Origin of the sequence: Pseudomonas sp. WS 5079, from assembly GCF_012985465.1 — a bacterium.
Classification (GTDB): Bacteria; Pseudomonadota; Gammaproteobacteria; order Pseudomonadales; family Pseudomonadaceae; genus Aquipseudomonas.
Window position 1 is genome coordinate 101,727 of record NZ_JAAQWN010000012.1, and the last position, 18,552, is coordinate 120,278.

General features: G+C 61.5%; 19 protein-coding genes. 11 read left to right on the forward strand and 8 right to left on the reverse strand.

The window, feature by feature from the left end; translation table 11 throughout:
* Positions 1-39: 39 nt before the first annotated feature.
* Both HBO05_RS25710 and HBO05_RS25715 read right to left on the reverse strand, forming a co-directional pair.
* Positions 40-510: a YchJ family protein gene (locus tag HBO05_RS25710; RefSeq protein WP_057439866.1), complete on the reverse strand. Its 471-nt coding sequence runs from the start codon at positions 508-510 to the stop codon at positions 40-42.
* A gap of 2 nt (positions 511-512) precedes the next feature.
* Complete coding sequence (locus HBO05_RS25715; protein WP_169955479.1) at positions 513-1,010, reverse strand: DUF6231 family protein; 498 nt, start codon at positions 1,008-1,010, stop codon at positions 513-515.
* 190 nt (positions 1,011-1,200) lie between these two features.
* On the opposite strand from HBO05_RS25715, the gene HBO05_RS25720 reads away from it, so the two are divergent.
* The 3 genes from HBO05_RS25720 (at position 1,201) to HBO05_RS25730 (ending at position 3,117) form a co-directional block, all read left to right on the forward strand.
* Positions 1,201-1,896, forward strand: a complete 696-nt coding sequence (locus HBO05_RS25720) for an OmpA family protein (RefSeq protein WP_170058340.1) — start codon at positions 1,201-1,203, stop codon at positions 1,894-1,896.
* Between the two features lie 179 nt (positions 1,897-2,075).
* A complete protein-coding gene (locus HBO05_RS25725; protein ID WP_170058341.1) occupies positions 2,076-2,366 on the forward strand; it encodes a DUF1145 domain-containing protein in 291 nt (96 codons plus the stop codon).
* Positions 2,359-3,117 carry a collagen-like protein gene (locus HBO05_RS25730; RefSeq protein WP_169955482.1) on the forward strand — a complete coding sequence of 253 codons (759 nt, stop codon included), beginning with the start codon at positions 2,359-2,361 and terminating at the stop codon, positions 3,115-3,117. The genes HBO05_RS25725 and HBO05_RS25730 overlap by 8 nt, the downstream gene beginning before the upstream one ends.
* A 110-nt stretch (positions 3,118-3,227) precedes the next feature.
* On the opposite strand, the gene HBO05_RS25735 is transcribed toward HBO05_RS25730, so the two are convergent.
* The gene (locus HBO05_RS25735) at positions 3,228-3,692 is read right to left on the reverse strand and encodes a CopD family protein (RefSeq protein ID WP_172314562.1); all 465 of its coding nucleotides are present in this window, start codon (positions 3,690-3,692) and stop codon (positions 3,228-3,230) included.
* Between the two features lie 99 nt (positions 3,693-3,791).
* On the opposite strand from HBO05_RS25735, the gene dinG reads away from it, so the two are divergent.
* The 5 genes from dinG (at position 3,792) to pdxH (ending at position 11,274) form a co-directional block, all read left to right on the forward strand.
* Positions 3,792-5,936: an ATP-dependent DNA helicase DinG gene (dinG, locus tag HBO05_RS25740; protein WP_032858113.1), complete on the forward strand. Its 2,145-nt coding sequence runs from the start codon at positions 3,792-3,794 to the stop codon at positions 5,934-5,936.
* A gap of 88 nt (positions 5,937-6,024) precedes the next feature.
* Positions 6,025-8,250, forward strand: a complete 2,226-nt coding sequence (locus tag HBO05_RS25745) for a beta-galactosidase (protein WP_172314564.1) — start codon at positions 6,025-6,027, stop codon at positions 8,248-8,250.
* A gap of 53 nt (positions 8,251-8,303) precedes the next feature.
* Complete coding sequence (locus HBO05_RS25750) at positions 8,304-9,449, forward strand: serine hydrolase domain-containing protein (RefSeq protein WP_170042910.1); 1,146 nt, start codon at positions 8,304-8,306, stop codon at positions 9,447-9,449.
* A 139-nt stretch (positions 9,450-9,588) separates the two neighbouring features.
* On the forward strand, positions 9,589-10,599 hold the full coding sequence (locus HBO05_RS25755) for an OmpA family protein (protein WP_169955487.1): 1,011 nt from the start codon (positions 9,589-9,591) through the stop codon (positions 10,597-10,599).
* A gap of 27 nt (positions 10,600-10,626) precedes the next feature.
* A complete protein-coding gene (gene pdxH / locus HBO05_RS25760; RefSeq protein ID WP_169955488.1) occupies positions 10,627-11,274 on the forward strand; it encodes a pyridoxamine 5'-phosphate oxidase in 648 nt (215 codons plus the stop codon).
* A 142-nt stretch (positions 11,275-11,416) separates the two neighbouring features.
* On the opposite strand, the gene HBO05_RS25765 is transcribed toward pdxH, so the two are convergent.
* A complete protein-coding gene (locus HBO05_RS25765; protein ID WP_169955489.1) occupies positions 11,417-11,662 on the reverse strand; it encodes a hypothetical protein in 246 nt (81 codons plus the stop codon).
* 157 nt (positions 11,663-11,819) lie between these two features.
* On the opposite strand from HBO05_RS25765, the gene HBO05_RS25770 reads away from it, so the two are divergent.
* Positions 11,820-12,284, forward strand: coding sequence for a glycine zipper 2TM domain-containing protein (locus HBO05_RS25770; protein WP_029297142.1), 465 nt, complete (start codon positions 11,820-11,822; stop codon positions 12,282-12,284).
* An 81-nt stretch (positions 12,285-12,365) separates the two neighbouring features.
* On the opposite strand, the gene nhaA is transcribed toward HBO05_RS25770, so the two are convergent.
* Positions 12,366-13,553: a Na+/H+ antiporter NhaA gene (gene nhaA / locus HBO05_RS25775; protein ID WP_169955490.1), complete on the reverse strand. Its 1,188-nt coding sequence runs from the start codon at positions 13,551-13,553 to the stop codon at positions 12,366-12,368.
* Positions 13,554-13,769: 216 nt separating this feature from the next.
* Here nhaA and HBO05_RS25780 point away from each other — a divergent pair, with 216 nt between their 5' ends.
* Positions 13,770-14,864 carry a PLP-dependent cysteine synthase family protein gene (locus HBO05_RS25780; protein WP_169955491.1) on the forward strand — a complete coding sequence of 365 codons (1,095 nt, stop codon included), beginning with the start codon at positions 13,770-13,772 and terminating at the stop codon, positions 14,862-14,864.
* A 67-nt stretch (positions 14,865-14,931) separates the two neighbouring features.
* Here the strand turns inward: HBO05_RS25780 and HBO05_RS25785 are convergent, their stop codons facing one another.
* Together HBO05_RS25785 and HBO05_RS25790 are read right to left on the reverse strand one after the other, a co-directional pair.
* Positions 14,932-16,545: an NAD(P)/FAD-dependent oxidoreductase gene (locus HBO05_RS25785; protein WP_169955492.1), complete on the reverse strand. Its 1,614-nt coding sequence runs from the start codon at positions 16,543-16,545 to the stop codon at positions 14,932-14,934.
* A 106-nt stretch (positions 16,546-16,651) separates the two neighbouring features.
* Positions 16,652-17,323 carry a hypothetical protein gene (locus HBO05_RS25790; protein WP_169955493.1) on the reverse strand — a complete coding sequence of 224 codons (672 nt, stop codon included), beginning with the start codon at positions 17,321-17,323 and terminating at the stop codon, positions 16,652-16,654.
* A 169-nt stretch (positions 17,324-17,492) separates the two neighbouring features.
* Between HBO05_RS25790 and HBO05_RS25795 the strand changes: the two genes are divergently transcribed.
* Entirely contained in the window at positions 17,493-17,849 is a 357-nt protein-coding gene (locus HBO05_RS25795) for a hypothetical protein (protein WP_172314566.1), read from the forward strand.
* On the opposite strand, the gene HBO05_RS25800 is transcribed toward HBO05_RS25795, so the two are convergent.
* The gene (locus tag HBO05_RS25800) at positions 17,850-18,449 is read right to left on the reverse strand and encodes a short chain dehydrogenase (RefSeq protein ID WP_169955495.1); all 600 of its coding nucleotides are present in this window, start codon (positions 18,447-18,449) and stop codon (positions 17,850-17,852) included. It lies immediately after the preceding gene.
* Positions 18,450-18,552 lie beyond the last annotated feature (103 nt).

An 18,552-nucleotide genomic window follows, 5' to 3' on the forward strand; every position in this document is an offset into this window, starting at 1 on the left:
TGACGAATGTTGTGTGGTTTAGCGCGGTGTCCGTGGTTTTTACAGGTAACTGGAACAGCACTTCTTGAACTTCTGCCCACTGCCGCACAGGCAGGCATCATTGCGCCCGGCCTTCACCTCCACCGTAGGATCAATAAAGTACCAACGCCCATCGTTCTGTACGAAAGACGACTGTTCCCGGTGGCTGTGTTCGCCGGTGCTGTCATGCCAGCGCGCGGTAAAGGTAACGAAGGCATGTTCCGGCTGCCCTCCAAACACCTCGGAACTTTCCACCTCCAGGCCCAGCCAGGTGCTTTGCGCGCTCCAGGCCCCAATGGCATCACGGTCGAGGCCGTTCTGTTGTGCCGGTAGCGTAGTCGCCACCAGATAATCCACCAGCCCCAGCACATAGGCGCTGTAGCGTGAGCGCATCAACGCGGTGGCGCAGGGCGCGGGGTGGCCAGTGTGGTAATGGCCGCAGCAGGCATCCAGCAAGTTGCCGCTGCCGCAAGGGCAAATGGATGTACTCATGGTTACCACCAATACTTTCCGAAGTTTTCCGGGTTGGCCCAGAACCGGGCGTTCAGCCAGTCCGGCACTTGTTTGTATTCAAGCAGATCGTAGGTAAACAGCGTCAGTACCTGATTGTCGCGGCAAAAATGCTCGCTGGTCTGCAAGGCCAGGGAGAAAAAATCAGTGTCCTTCCAGCTGCAGGCCGCCAGGTCGGCGAGCACCGCGATGCGGCTGGCGTTGAGGTTGCGCACGCCGCCCAGCAGCTCCAACCCTGCACGTTTTGACAGGTGCTCCAGGCAGTCGACCACCAGGGCCAGGTCAAATCGCTGGGCGGCCAGCTCGGGTGGCAATGGTCCAGGCCCTGCGGTGCAGACCACGGTGTCTGGGTGGGCCTGCTTGAATGCATCCAGCGCAGGGAAGTGGCCGGCGCCCAATACCAGCAGGCGTTTGGGGGCTTGGCGATCAAGCAGGGCAGCGAGTGCTTGCTGCGGCGTACGGGAAGAATTGCCGGCGGTCATCGAAGATCCTCACATCAGAACCGTGAAGACTAGCCTGCTTGAGCGTGCGGGCCTAGAGCGCACGCTGGCCTGTTGTTCGCCAGACGCCACTTCGGCCAATGAATACGGGGGTTGGCGGCCTGGCGCAGATGAAAATCGCGGTCTTTACTCCACCCATCGGCTTGCGGCCGATCCCCTCAGGAGAAATCAAATGAGCATCATGCGGACAGCTCTACCTTTGGTTCTGCTAACCGGAGTATTGACAGGTTGCGCAGGCTTGCAAAAAACCGACTGGCCCACCTGTGCTGCCCTCGGCGGCGTGACGGGTGCTGCACTGGGCGCTACTGAAAGCTCTTCATGGGCCGGCGGTGGCGCGTTATTGATCGGCGGCATGGCCGGCGCCTATTGCTGGGTCCATGGCGACGCTGACGAAGACGGCGACGGCGTGCCGGACAGCCGCGATCAGTGCCCGGGCACCCCCAAGGGCATACAGGTCGATGCCAATGGCTGCCCGCCAGTACCTGAGGCGGTCGTCGTCGAAGAAGTGGTGGTGGTCAAGGAAGAGACCATCGTGATTCGTGATGTGCACTTCGAGTTCGATTCGGCTCGGCTGACGGCCGCTGACAAAACCAAGCTCGACACGGTTGCCACACGCCTGAAACAGGAAGCGCCAAGCGCCCAACTGCGGGTTAGCGGGCATACCGACAGCGTCGGCAAAGATGCCTACAACCAAAGGCTCTCGGAAAAACGCGCGCATTCGGTCACTGATTACCTGGTCGGCGCCGGTGTGCCCCGTAGCAACTTTGTGTCGGTGACGGGCGCCGGTGAAACCCATCCAGTGGCCGACAACAAAACCGCCGACGGTCGTACCCTGAATCGCCGCGTGGAAATTCAAATCAACCGCTAAGACATTTCTGATATGCCCCTGGGTGTTGCCAGGGGCATTTCTTACGGCTGTGTCCGATGAATCTCGGCGATCTGGCCACCAAGTCGCCGCCTTCTCAAGTTTTTTAATCCTTCACTGGCAAATCGCCTGTAGAACTCGTTACTGTGCGCCCAAAGAATAATGTGCAGGGGGCGTAGGGCATGAAGCTGTTGTTGCGAGTGGGGAAATTGCTGGCGTTGCTGTTCTGGGCGGTTGTGCTGGTCAATCTGTTCAAACCGCTGACCAATCCATTTCATCTGTTGGTCAACCTGGTCGGCAGCCTGTTGTTGCTGGTCCATCTTCTGGAGTTGGTGTTGTTCAACGCCAGCGTCAAACATCGTGCCCACCCCTGGCGTGACCGCCTGCTGATCCTGTTGCTGGGGATGTTCCATATAAAGAGCCTGCCTGCGCCTGCGGCTGACCAAGACAACAAGGATGCCAATCATGCGTAAGGTTTTACTCCTGGCCCTATTGGTCAGCCCCATCGCCCTGGCCGAAAGCGTCAGTGTCGAGACCAACTCGTTGCTGCGCTTGCCCAACAGCACCAGCGTGCTGCAGCTGGAGCGCCTGGAAGTGGCCGACTATGGCACTTTGCTGATTCCGGCCAATATCACCCAGGTCACTGTCGACGAATTGCACCTGGGCCGCGAAGCGCGGATCGCCATCGTGCCCAGCGCCCGGGCCTTGCAATTGCAGGTGCAGCATGCGCAGTTGGAACATGGCAGCCAGATCACCTCCCGTGGCGCGCCCGGCACCCATGAAAAACCGGCCCGGCCTGGGCGTGACCTGACCTTGCGGATCAACCAGTTGAGCGCGGCGGAACTGTCCGTCGATGCCCGTGGCGGCACCGGCGCCCAAGGTTATAGCGGCTTGGATGGCGCCAACGGTGAAGACCCGGGGTGCACCTGGGGCTCGGCCGGGCGTGGCGCCAATGGTGACAACGGCGGTGACGGCCTGCCGGGGGCCGCAGGCGCGGCGGTGCGTATCGAATTGCCGCAGGACTATCCGAGCGAGCAGATCAAGGTCTGGGTCGATGGCGGTGCTGGCGGCTTGCCAGGTGTGGCCGGCAAGCCGGGCAAGGGCGGGGTGTCCAAGGGCTGCCTGGTGTATCGCGCCGACGGCGGCGAGAAAGGCCGGCCGGGGTTGGAAGGCCAGGCTGGGCCGGCGGGGCCTGCCGGTTCAGTGAGCATCCAGCGACTTTGAGCGATTGGCACCGGCCCTATCGCGGGCAAGCCCACTCCCACCTTTTTAAGGTATTCACAAATCAAAGTGTGGGAGCGGGCTTGCCCGCGATGAGGCACTGAGGAACACCCTCAGAACATCGGCCGGGCCGAAGCCACACCCACCACTACCAACCCAACAATCAGATTGATCCCTACCAACTTTCGGATTCTTCCCTGCACCTGCGCGCCAGTCGCCCAGTCCTCGGCCGCCACGGCCGTGCGCAGTTCAGGCAGTTGTAACGCCTGGATGCGGATAAACAGCGCCGTCATCACCACATACAGGCCCATCATCACCTGTACATAACGCGGTGCGGTTTCAAACCCGTTGAAGCGCAACTGCAACAATCCAACGCCACTGATCGGCAAGATCAGCACCGCGACCCAGACCCACACGAAAAAACGCGGAAACACATTCATCCACAGTTTAAGTCGCGCCGGCCCCTCAAGCGCCGCCACAGCGGCTGGGCGCAGGATCATCCAGGCGAAAAACATACCACCGACCCAGACCAGGGCGGCCAATACATGCAGGGTGTAGGCAAGGCTAAACACGGTCATTGAGGTACTCCGTTCTGCGCGGGATTAATTAGCGGGGTATGATAGCGGCCGATCCGAACCACTGAAAATTTATCCAGCGTTTTTTGCGCCCGACTATCCATGATCAGCACTGAACTCAAAACCACGATCCAGGGCGCCTACTCGCGTTTTCTCGAAGCCAAGAGCTTGAAACCGCGCTACGGCCAGCGCCTGATGATCGCCGAAGTGGCCAAGGTCCTCGGGGATATCGACACCGACGATGAAGGCCGGCGCAGTGGCGACCCTGCGGTCGTGGCCGTCGAGGCCGGCACCGGTACTGGCAAGACCGTGGCCTACAGCCTGGCGGCGATTCCGACTGCCAAGGCCGCTGGCAAGCGCCTGGTGATTGCCACCGCCACCGTGGCCCTGCAAGAGCAGATCGTCTACAAAGACCTGCCGGACCTGATGCGCAACAGCGGCCTGAGCTTCACCTTTGCTCTGGCCAAGGGGCGTGGCCGCTATATGTGCCTGTCCAAGCTGGATGTGCTGTTGCAGGAAGGCCACGCGCAAACCGCCACGGCCTCGCTGTTCGAAGAAGAAGGCTTCAAGATCGAAGTCGATGAGGCCAGCCAGAAGCTGTTTACCAGCATGATCGAGAAGCTGGCCGGTAATAAGTGGGATGGCGACCGCGACAGCTGGCCCAACGCCCTGGAAGACGCCGACTGGGCGCGCTTGACCACCGATCATAGCCAGTGCACCAACCGGCATTGCCCCAACTTCGGCCAGTGCGCGTTCTACAAGGCCCGCGAAGGCATGGGCAAGGTCGACGTGATCGTCACCAACCACGACATGGTCCTCGCCGACCTGGCCCTGGGCGGCGGCGCTGTGCTGCCGGACCCGCGCGACACCCTGTATGTGTTCGACGAAGGCCACCACTTGCCGGACAAGGCCATCGGCCACTTTGCCCACTACACGCGCCTGCGTTCCACTGCCGACTGGCTGGAAACCACCGCCAAGAACCTCACCAAGCTGCTGGCCCAGCATCCGCTGCCGGGCGACCTGGGCAAGCTGATCGAACAGGTGCCGGAGTTGGCGCGGGAGATCAAGACCCAGCAACAGTTCATGTTCAGCGCCTGCGAGCAGGTGGCGGACTTCAAGCCTGGCGAAGACGTCGAAGGCCGTGAACGGCCGCGCCATCGTTTTGTCGGCGGGCTGATCCCCGAGCATATGCGCGAGATGGGCGTCGAGTTGAAGAAGGGCTTCTCACGCCTCACCGATCTGTTCACGCGCCTGACCGACCTGCTCAAGGAAGGCATGGATGGCGAGGTCAATATCGGCATCGCCAGCAACCAGGCCGAAGAGTGGTATCCGTTGTTTGGCAGCCTGCTGTCCCGCGCCCAGGGCAACTGGGAGCTGTGGACCGCCTTCACCGTTGAAGACCCGGAAGATAACCCGCCCATGGCCCGCTGGCTGACGCTGTCGGAGAGCGGCGCGCTGTTCGATATCGAGGTCAACGCCAGCCCGATCCTCGCCGCAGAAATGCTCCGACGCAACCTGTGGAACGTGGCCTACGGCGCCCTGGTGACTTCGGCCACCCTGACCGCCCTGGGCACCTTCGACCGGTTCCGCATGCGCGCCGGCCTGCCGAAAAAAGCCGTCACCGCCGTGGTCCCCAGCCCGTTCCACCATGCCGACGCCGGCGTGCTGCGGGTGCCGGACCTCAAGGCCGACCCACGGGACGCGCCGGCCCACACCGCAGCAATCATTCGTGACCTGCCATCGCTGGTGGAAGGTTCCAAGGGCACCCTGGTGCTGTTTTCGTCACGCAAGCAGATGCAGGACGTGTTTGACGGCCTCGACCGCGACTGGCGCAAGCAGGTGTTTATCCAGGGCAACCTGTCGAAACAGGAAACCCTGAACAAGCACAAGGCACGGGTCGATGGCGGGGACTCCAGCGTGTTGTTCGGCCTGGCGAGCTTTGCCGAAGGTGTCGACTTGCCCGGCGCCTATTGCGAACACGTGGTGATCGCGAAGATCCCGTTCTCGGTGCCGGACGATCCGGTCGAGGCGGCGCTGGCCGAATGGATCGAAGCCCGGGGCGGCAATCCGTTCATGGAGATCTCGGTGCCGGACGCCTCGTTGAAGCTGGTCCAGGCTTGTGGCCGCTTGCTGCGTACCGAAGAAGACCGGGGCACCATCACCTTGCTCGACCGCCGTCTGGTCACCCAGCGCTATGGCAAGGCTATCCTGAATGCCTTGCCGCCTTTCCGGCGCGAAATTTCTTAAGCCATTGTGGGCGAATTCGCCCACTTCGTGGTCTATCTCATGTATGTCATCAGGCCATTCACCGGCCGATTGGGAGAACCTTGTTCGTATGATCCGCACGCTGCCTGCTCTTTTTGCCTTGTTGTTCGCCGCGCCATTGCTGGCCGCGCCGGCCGGGCAACAGACGCTGTTCAACTTTGTCCGGCCGGCCGATGTGGTCAAGGTGGCGACCCAGGACGCCAGCTTGCCGCAATACAACGCCGAACAGACCCCGGAAGGCGAGGTGCTGCGCCGCATCACCTTTAACCCGGCGGCACAGCCGAGCCTGGTGCTCAGCCCGCAGAGCGGGGTGTGGGACTGGTCGCAATCGACTGCCATGAGCCTGCGCATCCAGAGTGCGATGGACTGGGCGCTGACCTTGTACGTCAAGGTGCAGAGCAGCGACGGCAAGACCCTGGTCAGTCGTATCGATTTGCCGGCGGGGCCTGCGCAAACCCTGCTGGTGCCGCTGCAAGCCAATTCGCCCTTGAGCCAGGGCATGAAGGCCGGGCCGCCGATGCCGATCACCGTGGACGGGCAGCGTGTGATGCTGGCCGCCAGTGCTGGGGAAATCGACCGCAGCCAGGTGGTCTCGGTCACTTTGTCGATGATCCAGCCGGTCGCCCCGCAAAGCATCCTGCTGGAGCGCTTTGGCGTGCAGGACAGCGAACCGGTGCTCAAGGCCGCCTACAGTGAGCTGGTGGATGCCTATGGGCAGTCCACCCGCGCGCGCTGGCCGGAAAAAGTCAGCAGCGACGAGCAACTCAAGGCTGCGGCCGCCAAGGAGCAGCAACTGCTCAAGGGCTGGCTCGCGGAGCGTGACAAGGCCGATTTGGACAAGTTTGGCGGCTGGACCAAGGGCCCGGCCTTTGACGCCAGCGGTTTCTTTCGCACCGAAAAGCGCGACGGGCGCTGGTACCTGGTGACTCCGCTGGGGCATCCGTTCTACTCCCTGGGCGTCAACACCGTGAGCCCGGCCAACAGCCAGACCTATGTCGCCGGGCGCGAGTGGATGTTTGGCGCACTGCCCAAGGCGGGTGAGCCCTTCGACAAATATTATGGCAGTGGCGATAACCGTGGCGGCAATGGCGCGGATGTCGGGCGCGGCTTCAATGTGGGGCGCTGGTACGATTTCTACGGGGCCAATCTGCAACGCACATATGGCTCCGAAGGCTTCGACCAGGCACGCTGGGTCGGCCACACCCTGGACCGCCTGCAGGCCTGGGGTTTCAATACCGTCGGCAACTGGAGCGCCCCGCAGCTGGTTGGCGCAGATCGCGTGCCTTACACCTTGGCGCTGTCGATCATTGGCGACTACACCAGTATCAGCACCGGGATCGACTGGTGGGGCGGCATGCCCGATCCCTTCGACCCGCGCTTTGCCATGGCCACCGAGCGGGCCGTGGCGATTGCCACCCGTGACCATCGCGACGATCCCTGGTTGATCGGCTTCTTTGCCGATAACGAACTGGCGTGGGCCGGTCCTGGCAATGATGCAAAATCCCGTTATGCCCTGGCCTACGGCACCCTGCGTATGACTACCGATGTGCCGGCCAAGCGTGCGTTCCTCAAGCAACTGCGCGACAAATATCGCAACGAAGACGGCCTGTCCAAAGCCTGGGGCATTCACCTGGCTGGCTGGGAGTTGATGGAAGATCCAGGCTTCGAGCCGCCGGTTCCCAACCCCGAACATCCGGAAATCGAGGCTGATTTCCAGTATTTCCAGAAAACTTTCGCCGACGCCTACTTCAAGACCATCTCCGATGCGCTGAAATGGCACGCACCCAACCAGTTGCTGCTGGGTGGCCGCTATGCGGTCAGCACGCCGGAAGCCGTGGCGTCCTGCGCCCAGTATTGCGATGTGCTGAGCTTCAACATGTACACCCTCAAGCCCCAGGACGGTCATGACTTCGCCGCCCTGCGCGCGCTGGACAAGCCGGTACTGATCAGCGAGTTCAACGTCGGCTCGGCCGACCGTGGCCCGTTCTGGGGCGGCTTGACGCCATTGGCCAGGGAAGAGGCGCGCGGCCCGGCCTATGCGACCTTCCTCAAGCAGGCCATGGCCGAGCCGTCGATTGTCGGTGTGCACTGGTTCCAGTACCTTGACCAGCCGGTGACCGGGCGTTTGCTGGACGGTGAAAATGGCCATTTCGGCCTGGTGGGAATCACCGATGTGCCGTTCCAGGGCTTCGTCGACAGTGTGCGTAAAAGCAATCTGGCGACGATCCAGCAATTGGGTCGGGAAGCCGAAAAAGCCAAGGTCGCCCACGCGGCAACGGGTTCCCAAACCCCGTAATGACTGGAACAATGGGCGCCATTTAACGCAAGTCTTTTCCGAGGGGGATGCAGGTGCAGATTCAGGGTCATTACGAGCTTCAATTCGAAGCAGTGCGTGAAGCCTTCGGCGCACTGTTTGACGACCCTCAGGAGCGTGGTGCGGCGCTGTGTGTGCAGATTGGCGGCGAAACCGTCCTCGACCTGTGGGCCGGCACCGCAGACAAGGACGGTGCCGAGGCCTGGCATAGCGACACTATTGCCAACCTGTTCTCCTGCACCAAGACCTTCACCGCCGTCACCGCCCTGCAACTGGTTGCCGAAGGCAAATTGCAGTTGGACGCCCCGGTTGCCAACTACTGGCCGGAGTTCGCTGCGGCAGGCAAGGAAAACATCACCCTGCGCCAGCTGCTTTGCCACAAGGCCGGGCTGCCAGCGCTGCGTGAAATTTTGCCCGCCGAGGCCCTGTATGACTGGCCCTTGATGACCGCTGCCCTGGCCGCCGAGGCTCCCTGGTGGACACCCGGCGAGGGCCATGGCTACGCCGCCATCACCTATGGCTGGCTGGTCGGTGAACTGCTGCGTCGCGCCGATGGGCGTGGGCCGGGGGAGTCGATTGTGGCCCGGGTTGCCCGCCCGTTGGGCCTGGACTTCCATGTCGGGTTGGCCGACGCAGAGTTCTATCGCGTCGCCCACATTGCCCGGAGCAAAGGCAACATGGGGGATGAGGCAGCCCAGAGGCTATTACAAGTCACCCTGCGCGAACCTGCGGCAATGACTACCCGGGCGTTTACCAATCCGCCCTCTATACTAACCAGCACTAATAAACCCGAGTGGCGTCGTATGCAGCAGCCGGCGGCAAATGGGCATGGCAATGCGCGCAGTTTGGCCGGGTTTTATAGTGGTTTGTTGGATGGAAGTTTGTTGGAAGCCGAGATGCTTGAACAACTGACCCGCGAGCACAGTATCGGGCCGGATAAAACCTTATTGACGCAAACCCGTTTTGGCCTGGGCTGCATGTTGGACCAGCCAGATGTGCCCAATGCGACCTTCGGCCTTGGCCCACGTGCATTTGGGCATCCCGGGGCCGGTGGCTCGGTGGGCTTTGCTGATCCGGAACATGATGTAGCATTTGGTTTCGTGACCAATACTCTGGGGCCGTATGTACTTATGGACCCGCGCGCGCAAAAGTTGGTAAGAATATTGGCCGGTTGTCTGTAAATAGCTTGCTGTCTGGCGTTTTTTTGTTAAAAAGGCACCTACAAAAGGCGCTTGAAAAGTATTGTTACTTTAAACTTCGTGAAGCGTCTGTTTAACGGGTCATCCAGACCCCTGTGTTTTCTCATTTTGTGGATATCTCATGTTATCGAACAAGTCCTTGGCACTGGCGCTCTGCCTCACTATTACTGGCTGTGCACAAACTCCACAAAATGATGCGTCTGGCGAGCATTGGTGGTCATTCGGGTTCGACAAGTCGGCGACCAAGGATGTTACCGCCAAGGCCGATGCCAAGGCGGCTGATGCCAAGGCAGACCTCAAGGCCGATCTGCAGGCGGCAACGCCAGCCGCGGCTGCTGCCCCGGTGGTCGCCAAGACTGAAAGCGATACCAAATGGTGGTGGCCGTTTGAAAGCAAGCCAAAACCGCTGAGCAAAGTCGATGTGACCAACATCCCGATGCCCGACCCGAAAATCACCCAGGCCTGGCTGGACGATTACGAGCCGCGCCTGCGTGCCGCGATCAAGGACAGCAACCTGCAACTGGAACGTCGCGACAACGTGCTGGTGGTGATTGCCCCGGTCGATGGTTCGTACAACCCGAAACGCCCTGCAATGTTGTTGCCAGTGACCCTGGGCCCGTTCACCCGTGTCGCCAAGGCCGTTGAAAAGGATCCGAAGACTGCCGTGCTCGTCCTGGGTCACATCGATACCGTGCAGAACCAGCCCCTGACCAAGGAGCGTGCGCAGTCCATTGCCTCGATCTTCAGCCTCAGCGGCCTGAAGCAGGACCGCCTGATGCTGCGTGGCATGGGTGACCTGATGCCCCGCGCCGCCAACGACAGCACCCAGGGCCGTGCCTTGAACCGTCGCATGGAGATCATGTTCACCCAGCGCACTACCATGCTGGCACTGCTGAGCAAGTACAACTCGCCAAACCCACCGAAGCCTGAGCTGGTTGCGGTACAGGACGTTGTTGCCCCAGCACCGGTCGCCAAGAAAGCCGTTGCCGCCAAGAAAGCACCTGCCAAGAAGGCCGCCGCCAAGCCAGCCGCGAAGAAAGCCGCCGCCAAGCCGGCTGCCAAAAAGCCAGCTGCCGCCAAGGATGCAACGCCAGCGAAAAAAGTAGCGGCAAACGACCAGGCAAAAAACTGAGTAGTTGAGCGAGAAGGATAAAGCCGCATGACCCAGGCACTGGCTGATATGCGCCGTGACTACACACGGGACGGTTTGAGCGAGGCCCAGGCCCCGGACGAGCCGTTTGCCTTGTTCCACCAGTGGTTCAACGATGCGGTCAAGACCGAGCAGCCACCGGTGGAGGCCAATGCCATGACCCTGGCGACCGTGGACCAGGAGGGCCGGCCTCACTGCCGCGTCCTGCTGCTCAAGGGGCTGGATGCCCAGGGCTTTACCTTCTTCACCAACTACCAGAGTGCCAAGGGCCAGCAATTGGCAGCCCGCCCGTTTGCTGCCATGACCTTCTTCTGGCCGACCCTGGAACGCCAGGTGCGTATCGAGGGGCGGGTGGTCAAGGTCACGCCTGAGGAGTCGGACGCCTACTATCAGGTGCGTCCCCTGGGTAGCCGCATCGGCGCCTGGGCCTCCCCGCAAAGCCAGGTGATCCGTGATCGCCAGCAATTGCAGGATTTGCTCACGCTGACCGAGCAGCGTTTCAGCGAGACCCAGCCGGATTGTCCGCAACACTGGGGTGGTTATCGCCTGCTGCCCGAGCGCATCGAGTTCTGGCAGGGTCGGGCGAGCCGCTTGCATGATCGCTTGAACTATCGTTTGCAGGGTGCCGACTGGACCCGCGAGCGACTGGCGCCCTGAGGGCCCTTTAAGCACCCGAGCCCGGGCAAGGCTGCGATGATGGCGGCGCTGCCCACTTCAGGTTGTCTGATACACCCCCTATCGCAGCCTCGCCAGGGCTCGACAGCTCTCACCTTTGATCTTGGTGTTCTTGCCGAGGTCTCTACTCCGGGGCTTGTGGTGTGTATTGCCGGGCCGCGTCCTGCAGCCACTGCGGCAAATCCTTACGCTTGACCTTCTCAGCCTTGGCGCGGTCCAACTGTTGCAGCATAAAGATGCGCTTGTGCTGATCGTCTCCAGCCAGGGACAGCGCCAGGTCGCGGTCCACCCAGCGCTTGATTCGCCGGTACAGCCACCAGTGGAAATACAGGCCGGCGGCGGTGGTAGCTACAATGATGAAGTAGTCCATGAAACTCCTTGTCTGGATGCGGTTGCTACCGTTCGTCGATTTTCGCGGTACAGCCTGTCTGTACTGGGGCTGAATGAAAGCAATTTTCTCCGGGCCTTGCCGTGACAGGCGTCAAGCAGCGGAGTCTAATTAAGATATGTCCTATGGAGTTGATGCTATGCGTAAGTCTGTTTTGCTGGTTGCCTGCTTTACCACCATGTCGTTGCTGCTGGGTGGCTGCGCCTCCAGTCTGACCGGCGACTCGTACTCCCGTGACGAAGCACGTCGTGTGCAGAGCGTGCGCATGGGCACCATTGAATCCCTGCGTCCGGTCAAGATCGAAGGCACCAAGACCCCAATCGGCGGCGCAGCAGGCGCAGTCATCGGCGGTGTTGGCGGTAGCGCCATCGGTGGCGGCCGTGGCAGCATCGTGACGGCTGTTATCGGTGCCGTGGCCGGCGGCCTGCTGGGCTCGGCCACTGAAGAAGGCCTGACCCGCACCCAGGGCGTCGAAATCACCGTGCGCGAAGACGACGGCAGCATGCGCGCCTACGTCCAGGCCGTGCAGGAAAACGAGATCTTCCGCATTGGCGACCGTGTGCGCATCATGACTGTAGACGGTACCAGCCGCGTTACCCGTTAAGGGCCGGCGGTCAAAGAAAAACCCCGACCGGGTGACCGGGCGGGGTTTTTTATTGGGTGCTAAGTTGGGCGTGCCAGCGCGTTAAGCGCTGGTAGCCGCCTGCTTGCGACTGGCCATCGCCGTCACTGCATAACCAATCAATGCCGCCAGGATCGAGCCGGTGAGAATACCCATCCGGTCCATCCCGGCGTATTCGCTACTGCCCGGCACGAACGCCAGCGAGCCGACAAACAGGCTCATGGTGAAGCCGATACCGCACAGGATGGCCACGCCCATGACCTGGCCCCAATTGGCGCCGGTCGGCAGGGCAGCCAGCCCGGTTTTCACCGCGAGCCAGGTCAGCCCAAACACACCGACCGTCTTGCCCACCAGCAGGCCGGCGGCGATACCCATTGGCACATGGTGGGTAAAGCTCTCCAGGTTGACCCCGGCCAACGACACGCCGGCGTTGGCAAACGCGAACAGCGGCAGGATGCCGTAGGCCACCCACGGGTGCAGCGCGTGTTCCAGGCCCAGCAGGGGCGAGGGTTCGGCGTTCTTGGTGCGCAGCGGAATGCAGAACGCCAGGGTGACGCCAGCCAGGGTGGCATGAACCCCACTCTTGAGCACGCAGACCCACAGGATCAGGCCGATGATCAGGTACGGCCCGAGCTTGACCACGCCCAGGCGGTTCATGGCTATCAGCGCGACAAGGCAGGCACCTGCCCCTGCCAGCGACGCGGTGGACAGTTCGCTGGAATAGAAAATCGCGATGACGATGATGGCGCCCAGGTCATCGATGATCGCCAGGGTCATCAGGAACAGCTTCAGCGACACCGGTACACGCTTGCCCAGCAGGGCCAACACGCCAAGGGCAAAGGCGATATCGGTGGCCATCGGGATGGCCCAGCCGCCCAGCGCCGCCGGGTTATCCTTATTCAGCGCCCAGTAGATCAGCGCCGGCACCACCATGCCGCCGATGGCTGCAGCGCCTGGCAGCACGACCTGGGAAGGCTTGGACAAGTGGCCATCAAGCAACTCGCGCTTGACCTCCAGACCGATCAGCAGGAAGAACAGGGCCATCAGGCCGTCGTTGATCCATAGCAGCGACGGCTTGGCGATTTGCAGGGCGCCGATTTGTACGGCGACGGGCACGTCAAGAAAGCTGTTGTAGAGATGGGACAGCGGCGAGTTGTTGATGATCAGCGCCAAGGCGGCTGCAGCGATCAGTAACAGGCCGCTGGCCGCTTCAAGCTGGAAGAAACGGGTAAACGTGCTACGCAGAGGCAAGGGATGCTCTCCAATCAAAGTTCAATAGGGGCGTACCCTAACCCGTACTGTTAGTTGTTAAAACAAAAGTTATATTCTTTTTTGTTATATAAAAGCGTCGTGGTAGGGCTTGCGTCAAAGACTAGCAATTGTGTGTCGAATTGAGTCATGACTGTATCTGTGTGCAGTGTAGGAAAGACCCTAACATTCAGCCTGAAAACCTAATGGAACTTGAGCATGAGCGACCATCGTCCGTGGGCCCGAGAGGCCATCCGCATTATTGAGGCGGACTTCCAGCGTAGCGCCGACACCCACCTGATCCCGCTGCCTTTACCGGGCTTGCCGGGGATCGAGTTGTATTTCAAGGATGAGTCCAGCCACCCCACCGGCAGCCTCAAGCACCGGCTGGCTCGCTCCCTGTTCCTGTATGCGCTGTGCAACGGTTGGCTCAAGCCCGGCGCGCCAGTGATCGAAGCCTCCAGTGGCTCGACGGCGATCTCCGAGGCGTACTTCGCGCGTTTGCTGGGCCTGCCGTTCATTGCGGTGATGCCGGCCACCACGTCCCAGGAGAAAATTGCGCAGATCGCCTTCTACGGTGGCAAGAGCCACCTGGTGCAGGATCCCACGCAGATCTACGCCGAATCCGAGCGCCTGGCGCAGGAAAGTGGCGGGCACTTCATGGATCAGTTCACCTATGCCGAACGCGCGACGGACTGGCGGGCGAATAACAACATTGCCGAATCGATCTTCCAGCAGCTGCGCTTCGAGCGCCATCCAGAGCCAAGCTGGCTGATTTCCAGCCCGGGTACCGGCGGGACCACGGCGACCCTGGGGCGCTATGTGCGTTATCGCCAGCATTGCACCCGAGTCTTGTGTGCCGATGCCGAGCGTTCGGTGTTCTTCGAGTATTACCAGAGCGGTGACGCCAGTTTGCGCCTGGACTGCGGTTCACGGATCGAGGGCATCGGCCGGCCACGGGTGGAGGCGTCGTTCCTGCCCAAGGTGATTGATGCGATGGTCAAGGTGCCGGACGCCCTGTCGCTGGCGGCCATGCATTACCTGGCGCAACGCTTGGGACGGCGGGTCGGGGGTTCCAGCGGCACCAACCTGATCGGCGCGCTGGTTGCCGCGCAGCAGATGCAGGCGGCAGGGGAGTCCGGGTCTATCGTGGCGATTCTGTGTGATGGTGGCGAGCGCTATGCCACGACCTACTACGACGATGCGTGGCTGGTCGGGCAGGGGTATGAACTGGAAGAGTTGATCGACGCGGTTGCCGCCAGTGTCGAGCGGGGCGAGCCGTTGCCGGACAGTATCCTGCGCGCCAATATCTAAACCGTCTGGCGCACGATGATCACTGTGGGAGCCGGGCTTGCCCGCTCCCACAGTGGAGGGCGTTTGCTCAGGCTTCGATCCCGAGGATGTTGCGCGCCACGGCTTCGGCAATCCGAATCCCGTCAACGCCGGCCGACAGGATCCCACCTGCATAGCCAGCACCTTCGCCGGCCGGGAACAGGCCTTTGACATTCAAGCTTTGCATCGACGCGTCGCGGGTGATCCGCAGCGGCGATGAAGTGCGGGTCTCGATCCCGGTCAATACCGCGTCATGCAACGAGTAACCCTTGATCTGCTTCTCAAAGGCCGGCAACGCTTCGCGGATGGCCTCGATGGCGAAGTCTGGCAAGGCCAGGGCCAAGTCGCCCAGGGCTACGCCTGGCTTGTAGGAAGGTTCCACGCTACCAATAGCCGTGGACGGCTTGCCGGCGATGAAATCACCCACCAGTTGCGCCGGTGCTTCGTAGTTGCTGCCGCCGAGGATGAACGCGTGGGACTCCAGGCGCTCCTGCAACTCGATCCCGGCCAGCGGGCCGCCCGGGTAGTCCACTTCCGGCGTGATACCCACCACGATCCCGGAGTTGGCATTGCGTTCGTTACGCGAATACTGGCTCATGCCATTGGTCACGACCCGATTCGGCTCGGAGGTGGCTGCCACCACCGTGCCGCCTGGGCACATGCAGAAGCTGTACACCGAGCGGCCGTTCTTGGCGTGGTGCACCAGCTTGTAGTCGGCCGCGCCCAGTTTCGGGTGCCCGGCATATTTGCCCAGGCGTGCGGCGTCGATCAGCGACTGCGGATGTTCGATACGGAAACCCACCGAAAACGGCTTGGCTTCCATGTACACGCCACGGCCGTGGAGCATGCGGAAAGTGTCGCGGGCGCTGTGGCCGAGGGCGAGGATCACATGCTTGGAAAGGATCTGCTCGCCACCCGCGACCACCACGCCATTCAACTGGCCATCTTCGATCAGCACGTCGGTGACCCGCTGTTCAAAACGCACTTCACCGCCCAGGGCGATGATCTGCTGGCGCATGTTTTCCACCACGCCGGTCAGGCGGAAGGTACCGATGTGCGGTTTGCTGACGTAGAGGATCTCGTCTGGCGCGCCGGCTTTGACGAACTCGTGCAGGACCTTGCGCCCGTGAAATTTCGGGTCCTTGATCTGGCTGTAGAGCTTGCCGTCGGAAAAGGTCCCGGCACCGCCCTCGCCGAACTGCACGTTGGACTCGGGGTTGAGTACGCTTTTGCGCCACAGGCCCCAGGTGTCCTTGGTGCGCTGGCGCACTTCGCGGCCGCGCTCGAGGATGATCGGCTTGAAGCCCATTTGCGCCAGCAACAACCCGGCAAAGATCCCGCAAGGGCCGAAGCCGACCACAATCGGCCGCTCGCTCAGGTCGGCCGGTGCCTGGCCGACGACCTTGTAGCTGACATCGGGGGCGGCATTGATATTGCGGTCGTCAGCGAACTTGAGCAGCAGGGCGGCCTCGCCCTTGACCTCAAGGTCGACGGTGTAGATGAAACACAGCTCCGACGACTTCTTGCGCGCATCGTAGCTGCGTTTGAACAGGGTGAAATCGAGCAGATCATCACTGGCGATGCCCAGGCGCTGCACAATGGCAGGCCGCAGGTCTTCTTCGGGATGGTCGATGGGCAGCTTGAGTTCGGTGATTCGTAGCATGACAGGATCCGGTATGCGGCGTTTGGTAGGGCCGGCGGTTTTGCAAACCGGCGATTATAAGCCCCAACGGCGGTTTCCCGTCATGCTAAAACAGCGCAGGGCTGAATCAGTCGTCTCGCGAGCCGCCAAACGCCGCGCAGCCACGCTGCACCTGACCGTTGATCCGAAGTTCGGCGCTCATATGCTGCAGGCTGCCACTGACGCTATCGATGCAGCGTTGGGGCGCGACCCACAGTTCAATCTGCTGGCCGTTGGCTTCGGTGGTGAGGTTGAAGCGGCCGTCGCCCAGTTGTTCTTCGACATAAGGCACCGGCAACGGTGGCTGCCCCTCGCGTTGCAAGACCATGCCCTTATTGGTGACGTTCAATGCCCACGCCGGCTTGTGGCCATTGGCGCGCAGGATCATGCGCTTGAAGTCCGGGTCGTCGCAGGCCGAGGTCGAACGTTCGACGCGGTACAGTTGCTGCAGGTCCACCTGGCCCTGGGTGCCGCTGGCGACTCCGGAGAACTTGCCGCGCAGGTCGGCAAACAAGGCCCCTTGCTGGCCGGCCAGGGACGCAGCTTCCTGGAGGATGCTGGTGCCGCCGGTGTCGTTGACCACATAGTTGCGCTGATCATGGCAGGGCTGGAACAGCAATTTGTCGCCCACTGCGGTCAATTCGCCCTGCATGCGAGTCAGGCCCGTCATGGACGGCTTGGCCGCATCGCGGTCGAACAACTGGCAGGCGGTGAGCAGGGGCAACAGGGCAAACAGAGCAAGGGTACGGGCGGCAAGCATTATCGGGTCTCCTGATAAGTGCCGCCACGTTACGCAGGCTGGCGCTGCATCACAAGCCGGTGATGGGCGATTAGGTTGCAGCATTTTAACGGAGCCTGAAATTAAGCCTTTTCCGTGGATGTTACGGAAGCATTATGCCAAGTTTAAGTTTTTCGAAAGGCGCATTCATATGAACATTCGATGGACCCTCTTCGCCCTGGCCTGCGTGGCACCCCTGGCCTGGGCCGAGGTGCCGGCCAAGCTGTTCTACACCTCACAGACCGACTTCACCGATATGACCTTGACCCTGAAAAGAGCCGGCGCCCTCCAACCCGAGTTTATCGAGGTCGACGTGACGCTGACGCCGGAAGCCAGGGAGCGCACGAAAGCGCTGACCCAGGCGGCCATGCATAAGCAGATGACCCTGTACCTCAATGGCCGGCAGCTCAATACGGCGACGGTCCAGGGCGTGATCGACGGCCCGGGCTTGCGGTTCTCCATCCCCCGCAACCAGTTGTTGGAGATGATGCCGTCGCTCCTCAAGTGATCAACCTACGATGTAGGTCTGCCCGGTCTGTAAACCTTCCACACTCTTGGCGTAGGCCAAAGCCACTTCCGTCGCCGGAACCGGCTTAAAACCCCTGAAGTAAGGTGCATAGCTGCCCATGGCTTCCACCAACACGGTCGGGCTGACCGAGTTGATCCGCAGGCCCCGTGGCAGTTCAATCGCCGCCGCTTTGACGAACGCATCGATGGCACCGTTGACCAGTGCCGCCGAGGCGCCTGTGCGGATTGGGTCGCGGTTGAGAATGCCGCTGGTAAAGGTGAACGACGCACCGTCGTTGGCAAACTCGCGGCCGATCAGCAACAGATTGACCTGACCCATCAGCTTGTCTTGCAGGCCGAGGTCGAAATGGCTGGCCTCCATATCCCCCAGGGGCACGAAGTTGACGCTGCCGGCGGCGCACACCAAGGCATCGAACTGGCCGGTTTGTACAAACAGTCGGCGGATCGAGGCGCTGTCGCTGATGTCGACCTGAAAGTCGCCGCTCTTGCGCCCGATGCTGATCACTTCATGGCGCTGGGACAGTTCAGCCTTGACCGCCGAGCCCACAGTGCCGCTGGCGCCTATCAACAGGATTTTCATGGTGTGGTTCCTCAAGGGTTTAGGTGAGCCTTGAGTCTAGAGTGGTTTTTTCTGCGGATAAGCGCACTAATAGGCAACCTTTGGTTTTCAAGTGGAAACAATC